This window comes from Opitutia bacterium ISCC 52 (assembly GCA_014529675.2).
Classification (GTDB): domain Bacteria; phylum Verrucomicrobiota; class Verrucomicrobiia; order Opitutales; family UBA2995; genus UBA2995.
In genome coordinates, this window is sequence record CP076040.1 from 3,961,877 (window position 1) to 3,981,131 (window position 19,255).

Sequence of the window (19,255 nt, forward strand, 5' to 3'; positions counted from 1 at the left end):
CCTAGTCTATTCAACCGGCGACTGACTTATTCCTTCGAAAAATCTATTTGATTTACATCCAAAAACTCTCGAATAAGCACACCCAAGTCGTCACGGTTTCGTGCAAAGGCGACACCATAGGGAGTGAGGTCTCGTTCATTAAAGACTTCAGTCTCGGCACCCTTATTAAGCAGGAGTTCAATCATCTCCTTCTGCTCTCGTTAGGCCGCAAGATGGAGGGCTGTATTACCACGCTCAGTCGCGTAGTGGACGTTTGCACCATGGCGGAGCAACAGCTCTACAAAGGAAATATCCCCCGTTTCAATAGACATGGTTAAGGGGTGCTTCATCCAGAGTTTGGTAAATCCAAGAGACTCATAGCGAGCATAGAAACCCGCGCCATTGGCTTTGGCTAAAGATAGGAGCTTGTGGAATTTGTCTCCTAGACTGTTGGGATTAGCTCCCTGCTCCAATAGCTGTTCGGCTACGTCGAAGTGGTTTCTAATGATGGCGAAATTAAGCGGAGAAGAAGGGTGGTCGGCATCTGCCCCCAGTTCTAATAGCCGGCTAACCAATTCGACATGCCCTTGAACCGCCGCGTAACAAAGAGGAGTCAATCCGACGGGGTTTTCAATATCCACAGGTGTTCCTGACGAGACCAGTTTTTCGCACAAAGCAACCACGCCAGATTCTGCGGCAAGGTGAATGACATGCTGATCTCTCAGAACAATCCAGTCCTCACTTTCCGGATCCCGATAATTGTAATCGCGGATAGGGTTAGCTCCGGCATCCAATAGAGCGCAAGCGAGAGCATCGTGTCCTTTCTGAGCAGCTATAAAGATGGGCGTCTGGCCAAGCCGATCTACAAACTCGATGTCATAACCCTGCTTGAGCAGATGAGTAAAAATGTTAACGGCCCCCTGCTTCGCGACCCAAGTGACCATGGTCTCCTCTTCGAATCCCTCGGCCTGGTTTTTCCAATCAGCTACCAATCGTTCGTAGTATTGAAATAACTCCAGATCATCGACCTTTACTACCTCATACAATCCCTTTTCAAACTTGGGCTTTTTTACCTGAAGGAGAAACCATCCGAAACTGGCAAGGCATACAAGAGCTCCCATGAGGATCAAAAGAATATTCAGCAATCCCCCGGAACGGCTGTCAGATATCATTTGAGCGATCACTGTCAAAACACCCGAGGGCGTCGGTCTTATTCATTGCCATATCCTGGAAGTAAATAGCCCAGGCGACGATTCACATCGGAGCGCTCTTCCTTACGCCATTCAGCTGGAAATATCTCAGGATCAATTTCAAATTCATAGCCTTTAAGATCCTTCAGAAGCACTACTGAATTCAGAGTTAGAAACGCTTCCACCTCGTTGTTCGCTTTGGAGAGGACTTCAATGATAACCGGTGAAGGATCCTCAGCTCCTATCAACCCGAGAAACTCAGCTGCGCGGACCCGCACCAAGTTTTCTGAATCATTGGAAGCCATCATCTTCGCTTTATCTGTGAAACTGGCGGCTTCCTCATAAAAGGAACTGCACACAATCAATCCCCAATAACGGCCCCAAGGATCACTCGCATTCAATGCCTTTTCAATTCCGGCCTTCGCTTCATCAAACGAACGCAAACTCAGATCAGCAATATCCACCAAGCCCGAGATTCTCTCGCTGTTCTTTCTCCCGAATTCGACAGGGCTATCAAAGGCTTCTTCCCACAAAACACTTTCAGGAAACATGCTCAGATCGTTGATCGACTTTACCTTGTTGGTCAGGCGTTCACGCATGCTTTTTAAAACGACCGCATACTCGGGGTCATCCGCGAGATTGTTAACTTCATGCGGATCTACTTCCACGTCGTAAAGTGCCTCCGCAGCTCGAGGCTGGAAGAATTGGCTCTGAATATCATTCAATTCACCTGCCTGATACAATTCCCACCACTCCATGTATGCCAGCATACGGTAGCGATACTGATTCCATAACCCATCAAAGTTGAAGGGCTGGTAGTTCCGCTGGTAAGTGTACTTTCCTTTGCGCAGGGTCCGAACCGGATCGTATTTCTCATCCATACGGTCTGCGTAACCAAAGGATTCATCTCGTTCATTCAATTCATCAAAATCGACACCCTTGCCCAAGAACGGAACTCCGTCCATATGTGGAGGCACATTTATTCCAACCAAATTGAGCAAAGTAGGAGCAAAGTCTATAAAGCTAACAAACCCTTTGATCCGTGTGCCCAGCTTTGCATCGACCAAGTGTTTCCAGTTTTTGGGTACGTAAACAACGAGCGGCACGTGAAGCCCACTTTCATAGGCGTATCCTTTTCCGCGAGGAAGCACACCCCCATGATCACCGTAGTAAAAAATAAAAGTGTCATCGAGAACACCATCCTCCTCCAGCATTGCGATGTATTCACCGTGGTAGTCGTCGACTTTTTTGTGGTTATCCAGGTAACGGGCATGCGTATACCGGAAGGTCGGAGTATCAGGAAAATAAGGAGCTAATTTAACCGAGTCAGATGGGGTGTTATTTTTGACGGTGCGCATCTCTTCGGCCAAAAAATGCAAGCTACTCTCATGAGTAAGCGTTGTATTCTGCACATGGAAAAACGGTTGCCCTGGTTTCCGGTTGCGCCAAGTGGCTTTGGCAGATGATTCATCCCACCCCCCTTTATCGATGACATTATAATCCTGCTTTGAATTGTTGGTGGTATAATAACCGGCCTCTTTGAGATACCAGGGATACATACGACCCTTGTCAGGCATGGGCACCATTTTGGACCGACGGTGAAATTGAGCTCCGATACGTGGCCCATAAGCTCCCGTTAGCAAGGTCGTCCGAGCAACTGAACAAACCGGCGCATTTGAGAAAGCATGCTCAAAGACCAAGCCATGTTCAGCCAACTTCTCAATGTGCGGCATTGCGGCACCATTTTCGTCGTAAAGCTTCACATAGTGAACAGAATTATCTTCTGAGGTCAGCCAAACGATGTTGGGGCGATCTGCCGCAGAAAGAGCCAATAAGCCAAATAAGGCAAGGGAAGTGATGATTCGAAGGGTAAGCTTCATAGTATGATTCGAGTAATTTTGCCCTCAATTAGTTAAGTAAGGTTTGAGGAGTGGCAATACCTTTGACCCAGTCAATGCCACCCGCGCTATATCAATCAAACCCGGTCTTGCTGCATGGCGGGCATTGAAATCATATTCTTAGTACAAAAACGGGGTAATTGGATTCCCCAACTTCCCTCATTCCAGGAAGACCCTCGTCTCGAGACAGAGTTTCAGGATAAACTACTAAATGGCTAAAACACCCATCTTGGACTTTGAGTAGAGCGATCTTTTCGAACTACTCATTTTGCCTGAATCCCTGAAAAGCAGGTACGAAGTCGGGCTCGTGGAAACTTCCGTCAAAGGCTAAAGCACCCATCCGTCTACCGCAGACTCTATCGATAGCAGGATAAAGAAACTGTAATTACCCCTTATAATTTCCCATGATTTTTTCGCCGAGTAAGCGGGAATTCAGCGCTGTGAGTACGGGTGCTTTTAAGAATGGCTTCTACGCGCGATGCCTCTTTTGATTTTGAAGCAGCCACGTTTTCTTTTTCTGAAAGGTCCTTGGACAAATCGTAAAGCTCCATTGGCTTATCCATATATTTAACGCCTTTGAAGTTTCCAACCCGAACCGCCTGGATGGGGCCCTCACCTTCGTTGAACTCCCAATAAAGCACCTCATGCTCTTTCTGATCTCCTTGACCGAGCAAGGTAGGCAAATAGGAAATTCCATTAATGGAATTATCTGCGGGCCTTATTCCTGCAAGCTCACAAGCAGTGGGAAGAAAATCCCAAAATGCGGATGGATGGTCCGTCTTACTTCCCGCTTCAATCTTCCCAGGCCAACGAGCCACAAAGGGCACACGGATACCACCCTCATAAAGATCACGCTTTCCACCACGCAAAGGTCCATTGCTGTTAAAGAATCGATCTTTGCGCTCATAAACCGGACCATTATCACTCGTAAAGATGACCAGGGTATTCTTCTCAAGCCCCAGCTCTTCCAAATGGTCCAGGATTCGACCTACGTCGCGGTCCATCCTTGACACCATCCCGGCGTATGCAACGTTGCCGTCTTCATCGTCGCGATAGTGAGCCTTTTTTCGAGGCTCTACCGGCCAGCCTAGCTTCTCATAGGGGTCCTTCGAGTCCTGTGGGACCGTGAGTTCGTAATGCGGCAATGCATAAGCAACATAGAGAAAAAAAGATTCATTTTGATGCTTTTCGATATATCCCAAAGCCTCCTCGGTCACCAGGTCATGAACGTATTTGCCTTCAGTATTCAAATAATCATTACCATCGATGTGAATGACTGATTCATTGCGCCACAAAGAGGGCCAATAATGATGGTGAGCATCGACATGCGTCCGGTAGCCAAAGAAGTAATCAAACCCTTGCCGCGTCGGCATGCCATCGAGGTTAGATTCTGAGAGACCCCACTTCCCGACTATGCCGGTTGCATAACCAGCGCGCTTCATCTCCTTCGCAACGGTTTGATCCTCAGGCGTCAGATCGACCGCTTTGCCACTGACGGTCCACGTGGGATTTCCTCGAATCGTTCCATGTCCGGTATGATACCCAGTCATCAACGTGCCACGCGAAGGCATACAGACCGTGGCTCCAGCATAATGATCAGTGAATACCATGCCCTCATTCGCCATACGGTCGATCTCAGGTGTCAGGATGTGCTTTTGTCCCTGATAGCCTACATCCCCATATCCCAAATCATCAGCGAGGATGAAGATGATGTTGGGTTTGGATTCACCCCACACGATTGGGGCGGAGAATACAGAAAACAGGAGGGTAAGCGTAAGTATAATACGATTCATCGATGGCATAAAAAGATGGGTGCAACTGATAAAACTACATTCGAGTATGCAAATCAATTGGCACCATTCAAAATATTCCTTGTGAGCACAACAGAATCTTGTTTCCCAAGCCGCAATATTAGAAGTAGGCTTTCAGCATACCTTTCAAAAGGATACCGCTTTAATTATTATGAGAAGAAAGATCACGCTTATTGGCGCCGGTTCGGTTGTTTTTGCTAAAAAACTAATCGGTGACATTCTTCAGTTTCCTGAGCTGTCAGACTCAGAGATTTGTTTGATGGATCTAAATGCCCAGCGATTGAAGGTGGCAAAGATCATGACACAAAAGATGGTCGAAGTGCTAAAAGTAGATGCACGGGTGACTGCTACCACCGACCGAACGGATGCCATTCGCGGCGCACATTACGTTATTTGTACCATCCAGATGGGTGGATACGAACCCTCAACAGTCGTCGACTTTGAAATCCCCGCGAAATATGGCCTCCTTCAAACGATCGGCGATACACTGGGCGTCGGTGGAGTATTCCGAGCCCTGCGAACCATTCCACCGATTCTAGATATTTCCCGTGACATCGCTGACGTGGCTCACCCGGATTGCCTCCTGCTGAACTACAGCAATCCCATGGCTATGAATTGCTGGGCGCTCGACCGCGCTACAGGTATTCCGCACGTCGGTCTCTGCCATTCAGTTCAACACACGTCCCAGGCCCTGGCCAGTTATACCGGGCTGAACTACGACGACGTCACATACAAAGTGGCTGGTATCAATCACATGGCTTTCTTCCTGGAGTTTAATTACAAAGGACAGGATGCCTACCCTCTGCTTTTTAAGGCACTGGAAGATCCTGCTGCCGTAGTCCAGGACAAGGTGCGCTTTGAAATGATGCGACGCCTCGGATACTTCGTCACCGAATCCAGTGAACACCAAAGCGAGTACGTGCCGTATTTCATTCACCATGGAGAAAAGGTCATCGACGAGTTTCTCATCCCTATCGATGAATATCGTCGTCGCTGTGAAGCCATCATCGCTACCTGGAAGCAGGAAGAAAAAGAACTGCTGGGAGAGGTCGAAGGAAAGGACTTCGAGGTCGCTCCTCAGTCCCAAGAATACGGGGCCTATATCATTCATGCACGGGAATCCAACGACCCGACCACTATCTATGGGAATGTGCCCAACCGTGACTTGATCACCAACCTCCCGGATGGATGTTGCGTCGAGGTTCCGATTGTAGTGGACGACAAAGGACTCCACCCAGAATCGATTGGCAAGCTACCACCGCAACTCGCTGCTATCTGCAGAACGAATGTCAACGTGCAAGACCTCACCGTCGAAGCTGCGTTGACCAAGCAACGCAAATACATTTACCAAGCGGTTATGATAGATCCCCACACATCTGCCACACTCACTCTCGATAAGATCTGGGCGATGTGTGACGAGCTGATCGAAGCGCATCAGAAAGATGGATACATGGGAAAATTCGCACCGGTGATTAAAAACACAGGACGTGCCTATAAAGGCACGGGAGATCGAGCGACCGTGTTTCTGGATTCCGGCGATGCATTCTCATTCAATGCAGGCTCCGAAAATGTTCTTAACCTACACATAGATAACCCGGGAACAGAAGCACTGGATACCCAGATCGAATTTACCTCCTCAATCAATGGAGTCGTTGTGAAACCGATAGAAGTCCGTGTTGAACCGAACTCAAAAGCCCTATTCCCCATCTCCGTTTCCCTAGAGACAACGATCGACCAAACAATCGAGATCGATCCAAAAACGGACGCCCTAAATCTTCTCTGTCGCGGTGTCTCGTTGAGTCCAAGAAATGTATTGGATAAAGATGAATCGGGCAGATCTAAATTTGAGCTTCAACTGGGCGGTGAGCTCGCTGCATTCGGAACGATAACACGCGATAACGAAAACCTGTGTCTGGAAATCACCGTCAACGACTCTGATATCCAACCAGCTCAGAGCAGTGTCATAGGTATTATGGCAGGATCTGCAATCGAACTCCGCATAGCAGCCCATGAGCAATCTGAGATAAAAACCATCAACATCCTCCCTGGCAAAAAGGGCGACGAATCTTCAGCCGGTTTTTTCAACACCCTGGACAAAGCTCTCGGATGCGGACACATTACTCAAAAGACGAGTCCGCTTAGCTATAAAATTGAAGCCATCCTCCCTCTAGCTGAATTGAGTCTGCAAGCGGATAGCGAGGAAGCACTCATAGAAATACGAATTTTGTTAAATGCCCTTGGGGACGCTCATTCCGGTGGTGCCACTTGCCTCACGGGTCAACCGGGCCGCCGGAGTCATCTCCCCTATTTTTTCAAAATCTATTTTCCAAACTCCTAGAATAATCTTGAGTCAAAACATAGTCACAAAAAACAAAAATCCACCCTCTCTTCATTGACTCACGGATCAGGAACAGCATAGCGAGTCTCTTATGCCTTCCCTCACATTTCCACATTATTTGACCTCCTCAATACAACCAAATGGACACCTTGGAGGCAAGATGTTGAGCCTCTTTAGAAAACGTAGGATAGGGCTCCTGATAACTGCGCTCGCCCTTTGTGTATCCGGTCTCAAAGCCGAGGCCATCATCATCGCTCTACACAACGAGGACAATTCACCGTTCCTCTCCCGATGGACGAGCACAGGGGGCCTGAATAACCAGGGGACACGCTCGGAAAAAATCGCCGGTGTCGGCACCTAGACCCTGGGTGACTATGGGACAGAATCGGGAAGCACTCGCGGCTACGAAATCGTTCCAACCGCCCAAGAGTTCAATTTGGCTGAAACCTATGGCTGGCAATACACCAGCCGAATCATGGTGACGGAGAAGAGCGATCGGCTCGGGGCATCGATCTACACCGAATTTGCCGATGGGAACAGACGCTGGGGGCTGTCCTTTGGCTCCAATTCGATTGGGGACCCCGTAGTGGAGCCAACCGTGGCTGATGCCATCTCCCTCAGTGGTAAACGACGCACCTTTAACGATTACGTGGTGCGGAAAGCCGCCGGAAATGGTCAACCAGAATTCCTGGTCAACGACGAGGTAATGCTGGCCAAATTCACGGGACAATCGTCTACCCTGAAACGTTTCGTCTGGGGCAGTTACTCATCGGCCGATGAAGGTGAAGGCAGTTACCAACGCGTGATGCTGGAAATTTTCCCCCGCTGGACGACTACTTCATAGAACATTACCCGATGAACGGAAATGCCACCGATGCACTGTCATCAACCACCAATCCTGCCACCGGAACCACCAAGATCCCGGACCGGAATGGCAATAACTCCGGAGCCCTGAGTGCCATTCAAAGGGCAGCCCAGATAAATTCAGGATTTAAGGTCCGTGGAGAGATTTGATTTTCACGATGAATAATATTATGAACAATTTATGACTAATGAATTGCTTATGCACTGGATATATCTGGCTTGTTATGCTTTTTGAATCAAGTATGAACTATTTTATATTTATTTTAACTATTCTAATTTAATCCACTTAAAGCAATGAAATCAATAACAACAATTAGAATATCAATCATTACCCTGCTGATGGGGGTATCTTCTTATGCAGCAGATGTCGTCAATATGTCCGCTCGTGCCGTCGTGGGTGCCGAAGAAGAAACCTTCATTATCGGGTCTGTCGTCGACGGCATGCCGGGCGAAATGGTGCCCATGTATTTGAGAGGAACAGGGCCGACAGATAATGTTAGCAATCCCATCGCGAATCCAAATATCTCCATTTTCAAACACGAGGCCGATGGCCCCAATGAAGTTATAGCAGGCAACGACGATTGGAAAACTGGAGGCCAGATGTTTGCAATCAGCGCGACCCAGATCCCACCGGTCAATGACCAAGGCGCAGCCGCAATCGCAATGCTGGAGCCAGGTGAATACTCATTCCACCTAGCAGACAGAGCCGGATCAGGTGGCGTAGGAATGGCTGAAGCCTTTGAAATGACCCTGAACAACATTCCAGGGAACCTGGTAGATGCCGACGACTTCAACACTCTGCTAGCTGCTATCACAGCCGCACTTCCAAGTGCTGATGTTGCTGGCATTCTATCAGGTGAAGGGCCATTTACCTTGTTCGCACCCACAGATGCAGCGTTTGCCAAGATTCCAACTGAGACACTGAACAGCCTACTAGCCGACCCTGACCTACTAGCAGACATCCTCCTTTACCACGCTGTGGTAGGCGAGGTACCTGCATCAGCAGTGACCAATGGTCAGGTAATGATGGCGAATGGCGAAAATGCAATTGTGCAAGTGACAGGCGCCGGAGGCGTAATCATTCAAGGAGCCAATGTTATTGAAACTGATTTCATGGCCTCCAACGGCATCATACACGTAATCGACAAAGTTATCCTGCCTCCATCAGGAGAGGAAAACATCGTGGACGCGATCAGTGCAGCTGGAAACTTCAGCACATTGATTCAAGCCGCAATAGACACAGGTGCCGCAGCCACACTGACGGGAGATGGCCCCTTCACACTGTTCGCACCATCGGATGAGGCATTCGCAGCACTCCCTGAAGGAACACTTGAAAGCCTATCCAATGAAGATTTGCTCAACATTCTACTCTACCATGTTGTAACCTCTGAGGTTCCTTCCTCTGCCGTAAACAACTCAAAAGTCGAAATGGCAAACGGAGCTGAAGCAATCATTCAGGTAACTGAGGACGGACGAGTAATCATTCAAGGAGCCAACGTCACCCAAACCGATGTCCTGGGCACGAACGGAGTAGTCCACTTTATTGACAAGGTCATCCTGCCTCCAGCAGAAGGCGGAACAATTGTAGACACGCTATCTGGAGCAGGAAACTTCTCCACACTGCTGACAGCTGCTGTAGCAACTGGAGCAGCCGACACCTTGGTCACTGACGGACCTTTCACCCTTTTCGCACCCACAGACGATGCTTTTGCAGCTTTGCCCGAGGGCACATTGGAAAGCTTATCCAATGAGGACCTCCTGGATATCCTACTCTACCATGTAGTAGTTGAAACCCAGGTTAATGCCGCCGATGTTGCAGCAGGCAATGTAGGCATGGGCAACGGTGATGAAGCAACACTCGCCGTCGACGGTGGGGTCACAATTAACGATAGTAACGTATTATTAACCGACTTGTTCGGTTCGAATGGAGTAGTTCATATAATCGATAAAGTTCTGTTACCACCAACGGAATAAAGAACTTTGAGATTCGACAAATGAGACAGGGGTGCATGGGGGTGCGCCCCTGCTTGTTTTTGTACAGACATACAAAATTCAGATGACCCTCATGCAAGCTCGTCTAAACCAATAAAACACAGTACTTAACCATACCATGATACTTAGAATCATCGTGTTCCTTACTCTAAACTTTGCCGCCCTGACCATAGGAGGATTATCGATGGGAAACGGGGCATCTTCGACTTGGTACCTCGATCTAAACAAAGCTCCCTGGACACCACCTGGATGGTCATTCGGCGCGGCGTGGACCCTCATCATGGTGTGTTTTTCATTTTACATGTCCTACGCATGGACAGCTGCTAGCAATACACGCTATCTCGCACTCCTTTACACCGCTCAATGGGTCCTGAACACAGCCTGGAGTCCGGTATTCTTCCGCTATCATCAGAGCATATCAGGCCTGGTCATAATCAGCCTACTGACTCTTTTAGTTACTTACTTTTTATTCAGCTACCTCCGGCGGCTAAGAATCAAGAGCCTATTCATACTACCCTACTTCCTATGGCTAATAATAGCCACTTCACTGAACGCCTACATCGTACTATACAATTAAAATGAAGTTAGCCATCCACTGGTTCAGAAGAGATTTAAGACTCGAAGACAACAGGTCTATTCAAAGTGCTTTATCTGGCACATTACCGTTACTACCTATATTTATTTTCGATCAGAACATTCTTGAGGACCTTCCTCGAAACGATCCTCGAATCAGCTTCATCCACCAGGAACTGGCGCGAATACACAAGAAGCTGACAACGATGGGCAGCGGACTACTTGTCCTCCAAGGGGATCCGCAAACAGTATGGAAATCGCTTCTTAAGCGATATGAGATCAAAGCCGCGTATTGGAATAAGGACTACGAGCCTTACGCCCGAGATAGAGATCGCAGCATCCATGATTTGCTGACGAAAAACGACGTTGAGGTGCTGGAACAAAAGGACCAGGTGATATTTGAGGAAAGCGAAATCACAAAGGATGACGGCAAGCCCTATACCGTCTTTACACCCTATAAGAAAAAATGGCTGGCTAAGCTGCAGCCACAGGACCTGAAAGTAGAAACACATTTAAACGAGAACGGATTCTTCCAACACGAAACCCAATTCCCATCCCTTGAGTCCATCGGATTTTCAGATCCTATCATAGACACACCAGACTACGACTTAAGCCAAGTTTCGGCCTATGCCGCAGAACGTGACCTTCCGGGAATAGACAGCACATCCCGACTGGGACCTCATTTACGATTTGGCACCGTCAGCATCCGTGAGATCATCAAGCAAATACATCCAGAGCATGAGGTCTTTTTATCGGAGCTGATTTGGCGAGAGTTCTTCACGCAAATACTCTTTCATTTCCCCCATGTAATAAGTGGAAATTTTCGCAGCAAATATGACGGTATCGAATGGCGTAATGACGACGCTGAATTTGACGCCTGGTGCCGAGGTGAAACGGGATATCCACTCGTAGACGCGGGCATGAGACAATTAAACGAGACCGGATTCATGCATAACCGGGTAAGAATGGTGGTCGCTAGTTTTCTATGTAAACACCTCCTTATAGACTGGTGCTGGGGAGAAGCCTATTTTGCGGAGAAGCTACTGGATTACGAACTAGCATCCAACAACGGCAACTGGCAGTGGGCAGCGGGCACCGGCTGCGATGCCGCTCCCTACTTTCGCGTTTTCAATCCCACTGCCCAGCAGGAAAGATTTGATCCACATTTCGATTACATTAAGCGATGGTTACCCGAATACGGAACACCTGCTTATCCTGAACCGATTGTAGATCACAAATTTGCGCGAGAGCGGGCCATTGTCACCTACAAGAAGGGATTGGATAGCTTCACGATTGATCGCTAGCCACCGAAGGGCCGACAGTCGAAATAGCCGACCCCATAAAGACAAAGCGTTACTACAGCGCTTGCATCACCGCTTACCACTGCCAGGGCGGCGAGAATTCCATCGGAATCATAATTGACTATGTTTTGTATAACTTTAACCCACCAATACCTACAAATATCTTAATTGTACTAGTTTTGTATCATTTTTTAGCCAATGAATACCCAGATGATGTTTATATGAATCATTTATCAGCTAGGTTGGAGTATAAATAAAACACCTGACCTTCAAGGCTTAAGGAGAATCATAAAAACAACAACATTCATCCATAATCCTTCAAGAAAACAGAAAGATGAAAACAAAAGTAACCACACGCCTAATCGCAGGGCTGCTATTCGCGGCACTATCCAGCGCCTCATTAACGGCTGACACGGGAACTGCAGAATCAGATGGAATTATGCAGCTACCGACGTTCTATGTCTATGCTTCAGATTCCGAAAAAAAGGAGAGTGAACTGGCAGTTATAAGCACGGACTGGACATTCCAGAAGTCCCTGAACTTTCAATCAAATCTTGATGTGATTACCATCGCAACTCCCGGCAATACGACCAGGACCGTATCAATACCCAGTATTCAGACTGCATTGGTAAACACCGATTTTGCCGAAGGTTAAACGCATTCAACTTAACTTATAAAATGCAGGATAACTTTTACATCCTGCACAATTTTTTATCCACGGAATTTAGGACCTAGGCCTCCACCCCCAAACTCGCACCCATGAAACACAAGACATCCCAAATCGAATTTCTAGTCATTGGCGCTGGAATGACCGGGCTGGCAGCAGCAAATGCACTGACCCAATCAGGGAAAGAAGTAGTCTTGCTGGATAAAGCTCGCGGTGTTGGAGGCCGTCTCGGCAATCGGCGCTTCGATGGGGCCGTCTTTGACCATGGCGCTCAATTCATAACTGCTCGTGACGGTCGCTTCAAGAGACTTACATTGGACTGGCAAAACAGAGGGATCATCAAGGAGTGGCGCCAAAGAAAGTTAGGTGCTGATGTCGTCCCACGATTCCGAGGGAGCCCGACCATGTCGGCCATAGCCAAAGAGCTTGGCCAAAATTTAGACATCCGCCTAAGCAGCCCAGTAGGGAGTATTAAACAAGAGGGCGACGAGTGGTCGATCAGCCTCAAAGAGGGTGAGCACATCCAAGCCAACGCGCTATTAATAACTCCCCCTGTTACCCAGTCGCTAGCGATCTTAGATGCAGGAAAAATTTCAATACCAGAAGAAACCAGACAGCGACTAGAGAAGATTCAATACGAGAAGTGCTTTGCGGTCATGGTCCTCCTTGAGCAACCTTCGTGTATTCCCAAACCTGGATATTTCAAACTCAAGAAGGGGCCCATCGCCTGGATAGCAGATAATCAAATCAAGGGTATTTCCGAAATACCCGCGGTCACCATCCATGCCACAGGTGAGTACAGCGAGACGAACTGGGAACGTGACAGAGATGAGATCGCAAGAGATCTTATCCACAGCGCTAAGGAATGGCTCGGATCATCGGTAGTTAAATATCAAATACACGGATGGCGATACAGCAAACCGACAACAACTAACGTGAACCTCTGCGAAGTAATAAGCCAACATCCGCCATTACTCATGGCCGGCGATGCTTTTGCCAGCGCTCGAGTGGAAGGGGCTGTACTTTCGGGATGGGCGGCTGCGGGCACCCTGTTAGAACTTAGGTCCAATTTTCAAAAATCACAACAAGCAAGACCCATTTAACTCGAAGCAATCATGCTTAAATTTCTAATTCCACTGGCACTCATCCTCCAATCTCCATTCCTTATGGCCTACGAGCAAGCTTTCGAACCAACAAAGCCAGGCGTCATCGAATTCAAAGAACTTCCAGCTGGACGGCTGCTTGAGTCGCGCGGCAATGGTTCCTATTTCGACAGCTCCAATAATCTCTTTGGCCCGCTGTTTCGGTACATTCAGAAAAACGATATTGCAATGACGACCCCCGTTGAAGCGCGAATGGATCCTGGCACCATGTATTTTTGGGTATCCAAGACTCAGGAGGAAAAAGCGTCGAAGGACGCTGCTAGTGTTCGAGTGATTGATGTAGCAAAACGCCGAGTAGCCGCTCACGGAGCCCGTGGCTCCTATAGCCCAGAAAATTTCGAGAAAACCATGAGTGCTCTACTGAAGTGGGTTGATAGCCAATCGGATATTGAAACTGTAGGTGACCCATTTGCAGTGTATTGGGATGGCCCCTTCAAACCATGGTTTCTAAAAACATATGAAGTCCAGGTTGAGATTAAATTCAAAAAGAGTCCTTCAAATCTCCAAAACCGCAGTTAGCATACCCATGAAAGAAATTCTGCACCAAGCCTTCCTCGGCTCTTTGGTGGCTGACGCAACAGCCATGCCCGTTCACTGGTATTATGACGTTCAATCTCTTGACCGGGACTATCCGGAGCTGACCGTATATATGGCGCCCAAGAATCCTCATCCCGACAGTATTCTCTGGCGGTCTTCATACCATCCACGCAACCCGGAAGCGGATATCCTGCACGACCAAGCACGCTTCTGGGGCAAACGGGGTGTTCACTACCATCAATTCCTGGAGGCAGGCGAAAACACCTTGAACTACCGCTTGGCGGTCGAACTCTATGCCAGTATCTTGCAAAATGGCGGTTATGATGCGGAACAATGGCAGCAAACTTACATTGAACTTATGCGAACGCCAGGATGGCATAAGGATACTTATGCAGAGGAATATCATCGTGCATTTTTCGACCGCTTGGCTTCAGGCATGGCTCCCGAAAAATGCGGAATCGATGATCTCCACATTGGGGCATTGGCCACCGTTCCTTCACTCCTGGCCGGCCTAAGCCAAGTTGAGGAACGTGATCCCGATAGTTGGTTACAAATCGTATTAAAACACGTGAATTTGACCCATAGAAACACCCATGCCTTAAGGGCCGCCGAAGCGTTGACTCGAATACTAATAGATCTGGCAGGAGGGCAGAATCTGGAATCGACTTTGGAAAGCAGGGCCAGATCCTGGCAGTCTCCCAAGCAATTCAAAGCCTGGTCGGATTTTGAAGACCGAACCATAGTAGGCCGAAAGCTGACTCCTGCGTGCTACTTGCCAGACTCCTTTACTGCATCCCTTTTTCTTGCCTACAAATATAGCGATGGCTTCGAGCCTGGCATCCTGGCCAATTCCCTTTGCGGAGGAGATAATTGTCACCGAGGTGCTGTTGTTGGTTCTATTCTCGGCGCAATCAATGACATTCCCGCTAATTGGATAAGCTCTCTAAAATCAATAGAGCGTATCACGGAGGCAGAAAAACCCAGAGCAACTTCGCCTTAAGCTCTTTCACATTTGTGACTTCACCTGATTATGCTCCACAAGCATCCAGCCTTCGTACAAACGGATCATAGACCGTGGCCACTACCCAATGGAAATTGGTTGCTCTCTCAACAATGGCTGAACCTGGCCTTCATACATTGGGAAATCGATCCAGATCAACTGCGGGCCGAGATTCCATCCGAACTTACCTTGGATTTATACGACGGAAAAGCTTGGATAGGAATTGTCCCATTTGACATGAAAGGTGTTACTTTCCGGGGCCTTCCCGCCATTGCACCACTCAGCGAATTCCCAGAGATCAATGTCAGGACCTATGTCGAATACAAAGGGAAAAAGGGGGTTTGGTTTTTCAGTCTCGATGTCCCAAAGCAATTTGTGGCCTGGACTGCTCGGACCTTTTTCCATCTACCTTATCGCCGAGCGCAAGTAGAGGTAATTCTAAGGGATCAATCGGTTCACTACTCTCATCAGATGAAGCATTCTGCCTTTGAGGCTACTTACAAACCAACCCAAACCTGCCACTGGGATAATGATTCTTTCGAAATATGGGCTACGGAACGCTACTGCCTTTATTGTCAGAGCAAGCGCGGGCAACTGTATCGCACGGAAGTGCACCATCCCCAATGGCCACTTGAAAAGGCGGAGATCTCTTTTCAAAAGAACACCTTGCTCAATGATTTTGAGATTGGCGACCAGCATCCTTCAGTCCTCTTTTCAAGGAGCATTGATGTCATAGCCTATCCTCCGACAGCTTTGTCTAAATAAAAAACCCACATCTGCACCAAGCTAATATTTATTAAGCTACTTTCCAGCCGCTACATACATTCCATGATAGCGACAAAAATGACTGGAAAGAATGGGTCGAATATAGCTATCGAAATCCACATTCCCCACCTGCACACCATGAATCCAATCGTAGATCATCTCTAATATGATTCGCCCGAATCCGAAAGAAGACCGAGAGCGGATCCCGTTACGAGGAACTACCCTTCCAAAGCGTATTCTCAGTTTCACCTACTGCAATCCGGAGATCCCCAATGAGAACTGCTTGGCCAGCTCCCAGACCGAAGAACCAAGGACCAGATGATCTTTGTTTGATACAGAGCTAAGGGGATGTGTTGGCTTGCCGCAGTATCCGCGACAAAGGAAAGAGTCGTAATTCGTTGCGCACCGATCAGTTCGCCGGCAGCTCTTCCGCAGTTATCTTATTTGAAGCGCCTCTGAAGCCCCGCTACCATACGCTTGGAAGAATCGCTTTAAAGGGCTAGCTCAATGACTCTTTTTAATCCCGAAGACAGTGCGAGAGAGCCATCTTCAACTCCGGCGTTGTCCATGTAAAACCTGGTTCCTCGGCACGTGTCGGCAAAACGGTCAAGTCTGCCAGAACCGTCTCTTGTCCCATCTTACCGAACAGTGCTTTTATAACCGCGACGGGGAGCGGAAATATTGCTGGACAGTTTAATACTTTACCAAGTTCCTTAGTAAATGATGCGTTGGATACCGGGTTGGGAGAGACCGCGTTCACGGGACCGCTTAGCTCATTCTTTTCTAAAGCAAAACAATACAGATCCACCAGATCGGGAAGACTAATCCAACTCATCCACTGAGTGCCGGAACCCAGCCTTCCACCCACACCCAGCTTGAATGGAGTCAACATCTTCGCCAAAGCTCCACCTCGGGCACTCAGAACGATTCCCGTTCGAATAAACACCGCGCGAACGCCTGCTGCGGTCAAGGGTTGCGCCGCGCCCTCCCACTTTTTGCAAACTTCAGCGAGGAACCCTTCGCCAGACTCGCTGTGTTCATCGACAGGTTCTTTTCGATTAAAACCGTAGAAATTAATCCCCGATGCACTGATGTAAATCGGTGGCTTGGGTTGCTTAAAAATTCCTTCAACCAGAATACGAACACTCTTTTCTCGACTGTCGATAATGCGCTGTTTGGTTTCCTCAGACCACCGCTGGGCTATAGGCTCTCCAGCCAGGTGAATGACCCCATCCACTTTGTCCATAGCCTCATCGCTAATAGTGCCTGCCTCGATATCCCATGTCGCGTCACCACCTGATCGGGATAGCGTTCGCACTTCATAGCCCTTAGCCTCAAGCCGTTTACAGAGGGCGGATCCAATAAGCCGCTGGCTCCGGTTACAAGAACAGTTTTCATTTTGATAATTACCTGATTAACATTACGTTTCTTTACTTGAATAACAAACGACTGGGTTTTTTCTGATAAGGTTAGCTGCTCGAGCAATGGCGCTGCGTTCACCGGAATTTAGTCGGTCAAGATTCCGGAGTTGAAGACTCATGCGTTGATTGTTTTTAAGAGTCTCCTTATGGCGAATCAGGTAGTCCCAATACAGCGTGGTAAATGGACAGGCCGTCTCGCCTGTCCGCTCCTTAGGGTTCCGCGGACATTTCGAACAGTAGTTGCTCATCTTCCGAATATAGTTACCGGTTGCAATATAGGGCTTGGAAGCCATTAACCCGCCATCGGCATATTGCGACATGCCAAGCGTGTTTGGCAATTCGACCCATTCAACGGCATCGACGTAAACCGCAAGGTACCATTCATGAACTTTCTTAGGATTTACCCCGAGTAAAAGAGAGTACAATCCCGTGACCATGAGGCGTTGAATGTGATGCGCGTATCCATATTCCAACGTCTGCCCAATCACTTGCTTTAGACATTCCAAGTCCGTCTTCCCGGTCCAGAAGAATTCAGGCAAGGACTCCTCTGCGCCCATCTCGTTGTAGTCCAAGTATTCCGGCATGCGCGTCCAATAGATGCCTCTCACAAATTCACGCCATCCAAGAATTTGCCTTACAAATCCCTCAACGGCGGCAAGCGGTGCTTTACCGTCTCGGTATGCCTGTTCGGCCGAGGCAACTACTTCCCGGGGATTGAGTAATTTAAGATTCAGACAAGAGCTGATCAACGAATGATAGAGCCATGGTTCGTCGGTCCACATGGCGTCCTGGAATTTGCCAAAGTATGGTAAACGGTTCTTTATGAAATCCCGTAGCGCATGGCCTGCCTCATTTGCGGTTACTGGCCAAGCAAACGATTCTAATGAGCCCGGATGATCTGCAAACCGATTGTTGACCAAGTCCATAACCTCACGGGTAATCTCATCCGGCTTGAAACCTGGGCCTGGGTTTGCGTCAGGCGGACCATCCCGACCAAATCTCTCGCGGTTTTCACGATCGTAATTCCAATCACCTCCTACCGGTTTGCCTTCATCCATCAGAATATCAAACCGTTTTCGCTGTTCACGATAGAAGTATTCCATTCGCAGCGTTTTGCGACCCTCAACATGTTCGCGAAAATCGTCGATGGTGGTAAAAAAATGGGCATCACTAACTACCTCGAGTTGGATATCTTCCTCCCCACAGGACTTCTTCAGGTCTTGCAATATTCGCCATTCGCCTGGCATGGTAACCATTACCCGCTCGGGCTTCAGAGCCTGCAAGTCACCACGCAGAAGTTGCGAAATTTCGTCCGAGCTTTTATCATCGGCAAGTTGCCTGTACTGAACTCGATAGCCATCCACCTCTAAAGAATTCCGAAAGTGCCGCATAGCAGAGAGGAAAATCACTATACGCTGTTTGTGCGTCCACACATGCTCAGACTCATGAGCTGCTTCTGCCATCCATACAACATCTTGGGACTTGTCAAAACCCTCAAAAACAGAGGCATCCGCATTGAGCTGATCTCCTAAAACAACCAGCAAGTTTCTTATATTCTGCATTTGCTTAGATTAATCCAAAGAGCAGAAGATAATCCTGCACTTAATAAATTTGTTATAGTGGAATGAAAATGGGGGAATGAGCATACAATGGTTAGCAATTTTAAAGCGTTGTTTGGTTTACAGATCACAGTTTACGAAAAAACAATTCTTCTATTCTTATTACTATTGTCCGGCTATCAGCGGTAGAATTTCCT

The 19,255-nt window shown here is 48.1% G+C and carries 18 protein-coding genes; 11 read left to right on the plus strand and 7 right to left on the minus strand.

Annotated features, from left to right (window positions below):
* Positions 1-26: 26 nt before the first annotated feature.
* The 4 genes from GA003_16805 to GA003_16820 form a co-directional block, all read right to left on the minus strand.
* A complete protein-coding gene (locus GA003_16805; protein ID QXD27654.1) occupies positions 27-185 on the minus strand; it encodes a hypothetical protein in 159 nt (52 codons plus the stop codon).
* A 15-nt stretch (positions 186-200) separates the two neighbouring features.
* The gene (locus tag GA003_16810) at positions 201-1,151 is read right to left on the minus strand and encodes an ankyrin repeat domain-containing protein (GenBank protein QXD27655.1); all 951 of its coding nucleotides are present in this window, start codon (positions 1,149-1,151) and stop codon (positions 201-203) included.
* Positions 1,152-1,189: 38 nt separating this feature from the next.
* Positions 1,190-3,049 (minus strand): sulfatase, encoded by a 1,860-nt coding sequence (locus GA003_16815; protein QXD27656.1) that lies wholly within the window; start codon positions 3,047-3,049, stop codon positions 1,190-1,192.
* A gap of 410 nt (positions 3,050-3,459) precedes the next feature.
* A complete protein-coding gene (locus GA003_16820; GenBank protein ID QXD27657.1) occupies positions 3,460-4,869 on the minus strand; it encodes an arylsulfatase in 1,410 nt (469 codons plus the stop codon).
* 160 nt (positions 4,870-5,029) lie between these two features.
* On the opposite strand from GA003_16820, the gene GA003_16825 reads away from it, so the two are divergent.
* The 11 genes from GA003_16825 to GA003_16875 all read left to right on the plus strand — a co-directional run bounded on the left by GA003_16825 (position 5,030) and on the right by GA003_16875 (position 16,078).
* Positions 5,030-7,216, plus strand: coding sequence for an alpha-glucosidase/alpha-galactosidase (locus tag GA003_16825; protein QXD27658.1), 2,187 nt, complete (start codon positions 5,030-5,032; stop codon positions 7,214-7,216).
* A 436-nt stretch (positions 7,217-7,652) separates the two neighbouring features.
* A complete protein-coding gene (locus GA003_16830) occupies positions 7,653-8,060 on the plus strand; it encodes a hypothetical protein (GenBank protein ID QXD27659.1) in 408 nt (135 codons plus the stop codon).
* A gap of 11 nt (positions 8,061-8,071) precedes the next feature.
* Entirely contained in the window at positions 8,072-8,230 is a 159-nt protein-coding gene (locus tag GA003_16835; GenBank protein ID QXD27660.1) for a hypothetical protein, read from the plus strand.
* 144 nt (positions 8,231-8,374) lie between these two features.
* Positions 8,375-10,054, plus strand: coding sequence for a fasciclin domain-containing protein (locus GA003_16840; GenBank protein QXD27661.1), 1,680 nt, complete (start codon positions 8,375-8,377; stop codon positions 10,052-10,054).
* 136 nt (positions 10,055-10,190) lie between these two features.
* Positions 10,191-10,649: a tryptophan-rich sensory protein gene (locus GA003_16845; GenBank protein ID QXD27662.1), complete on the plus strand. Its 459-nt coding sequence runs from the start codon at positions 10,191-10,193 to the stop codon at positions 10,647-10,649.
* 1 nt (position 10,650) lies between these two features.
* Positions 10,651-11,949 (plus strand): DNA photolyase family protein, encoded by a 1,299-nt coding sequence (locus GA003_16850; GenBank protein QXD27663.1) that lies wholly within the window; start codon positions 10,651-10,653, stop codon positions 11,947-11,949.
* A 331-nt stretch (positions 11,950-12,280) separates the two neighbouring features.
* Entirely contained in the window at positions 12,281-12,601 is a 321-nt protein-coding gene (locus GA003_16855) for a hypothetical protein (GenBank protein QXD27664.1), read from the plus strand.
* A 104-nt stretch (positions 12,602-12,705) separates the two neighbouring features.
* Positions 12,706-13,716, plus strand: a complete 1,011-nt coding sequence (locus GA003_16860; protein ID QXD27665.1) for an FAD-dependent oxidoreductase — start codon at positions 12,706-12,708, stop codon at positions 13,714-13,716.
* A gap of 12 nt (positions 13,717-13,728) precedes the next feature.
* A complete protein-coding gene (locus GA003_16865; GenBank protein ID QXD27666.1) occupies positions 13,729-14,295 on the plus strand; it encodes a heme-binding protein in 567 nt (188 codons plus the stop codon).
* Between the two features lie 7 nt (positions 14,296-14,302).
* A complete protein-coding gene (locus tag GA003_16870) occupies positions 14,303-15,313 on the plus strand; it encodes an ADP-ribosylglycohydrolase family protein (GenBank protein QXD27667.1) in 1,011 nt (336 codons plus the stop codon).
* 30 nt (positions 15,314-15,343) lie between these two features.
* Entirely contained in the window at positions 15,344-16,078 is a 735-nt protein-coding gene (locus tag GA003_16875; protein QXD27668.1) for a DUF2071 domain-containing protein, read from the plus strand.
* Between the two features lie 36 nt (positions 16,079-16,114).
* Here the strand turns inward: GA003_16875 and GA003_16880 are convergent, their stop codons facing one another.
* The 3 genes from GA003_16880 to GA003_16890 all read right to left on the minus strand — a co-directional run bounded on the left by GA003_16880 (position 16,115) and on the right by GA003_16890 (position 19,061).
* On the minus strand, positions 16,115-16,327 hold the full coding sequence (locus tag GA003_16880) for a hypothetical protein (GenBank protein ID QXD27669.1): 213 nt from the start codon (positions 16,325-16,327) through the stop codon (positions 16,115-16,117).
* A gap of 268 nt (positions 16,328-16,595) precedes the next feature.
* A complete protein-coding gene (locus GA003_16885) occupies positions 16,596-17,441 on the minus strand; it encodes a TIGR01777 family oxidoreductase (GenBank protein ID QXD30468.1) in 846 nt (281 codons plus the stop codon).
* A 57-nt stretch (positions 17,442-17,498) separates the two neighbouring features.
* The gene (locus GA003_16890; GenBank protein ID QXD27670.1) at positions 17,499-19,061 is read right to left on the minus strand and encodes a cryptochrome/photolyase family protein; all 1,563 of its coding nucleotides are present in this window, start codon (positions 19,059-19,061) and stop codon (positions 17,499-17,501) included.
* Positions 19,062-19,255 lie beyond the last annotated feature (194 nt).

What these genes read in the sequence shown, in the direction of transcription:
- GA003_16815 (QXD27656.1), bottom strand. Translation starts at nt 3,049, where the DNA reads ATGAAGCTTACCCTTCGAATCATCACTTCCCTTGCCTTATTTGGCTTA.
- GA003_16825 (QXD27658.1), top strand. Translation starts at nt 5,030, where the DNA reads ATGAGAAGAAAGATCACGCTTATTGGCGCCGGTTCGGTTGTTTTTGCT.
- GA003_16810 (QXD27655.1), bottom strand. Translation starts at nt 1,151, where the DNA reads ATGATATCTGACAGCCGTTCCGGGGGATTGCTGAATATTCTTTTGATC.
- GA003_16850 (QXD27663.1), top strand. Translation starts at nt 10,651, where the DNA reads ATGAAGTTAGCCATCCACTGGTTCAGAAGAGATTTAAGACTCGAAGAC.
- GA003_16865 (QXD27666.1), top strand. Translation starts at nt 13,729, where the DNA reads ATGCTTAAATTTCTAATTCCACTGGCACTCATCCTCCAATCTCCATTC.
- GA003_16805 (QXD27654.1), bottom strand. Translation starts at nt 185, where the DNA reads ATGATTGAACTCCTGCTTAATAAGGGTGCCGAGACTGAAGTCTTTAAT.
- GA003_16835 (QXD27660.1), top strand. Translation starts at nt 8,072, where the DNA reads ATGAACGGAAATGCCACCGATGCACTGTCATCAACCACCAATCCTGCC.
- GA003_16845 (QXD27662.1), top strand. Translation starts at nt 10,191, where the DNA reads ATGATACTTAGAATCATCGTGTTCCTTACTCTAAACTTTGCCGCCCTG.
- GA003_16855 (QXD27664.1), top strand. Translation starts at nt 12,281, where the DNA reads ATGAAAACAAAAGTAACCACACGCCTAATCGCAGGGCTGCTATTCGCG.
- GA003_16820 (QXD27657.1), bottom strand. Translation starts at nt 4,869, where the DNA reads ATGCCATCGATGAATCGTATTATACTTACGCTTACCCTCCTGTTTTCT.
- GA003_16870 (QXD27667.1), top strand. Translation starts at nt 14,303, where the DNA reads ATGAAAGAAATTCTGCACCAAGCCTTCCTCGGCTCTTTGGTGGCTGAC.
- GA003_16875 (QXD27668.1), top strand. Translation starts at nt 15,344, where the DNA reads ATGCTCCACAAGCATCCAGCCTTCGTACAAACGGATCATAGACCGTGG.
- GA003_16890 (QXD27670.1), bottom strand. Translation starts at nt 19,061, where the DNA reads ATGCAGAATATAAGAAACTTGCTGGTTGTTTTAGGAGATCAGCTCAAT.
- GA003_16840 (QXD27661.1), top strand. Translation starts at nt 8,375, where the DNA reads ATGAAATCAATAACAACAATTAGAATATCAATCATTACCCTGCTGATG.
- GA003_16860 (QXD27665.1), top strand. Translation starts at nt 12,706, where the DNA reads ATGAAACACAAGACATCCCAAATCGAATTTCTAGTCATTGGCGCTGGA.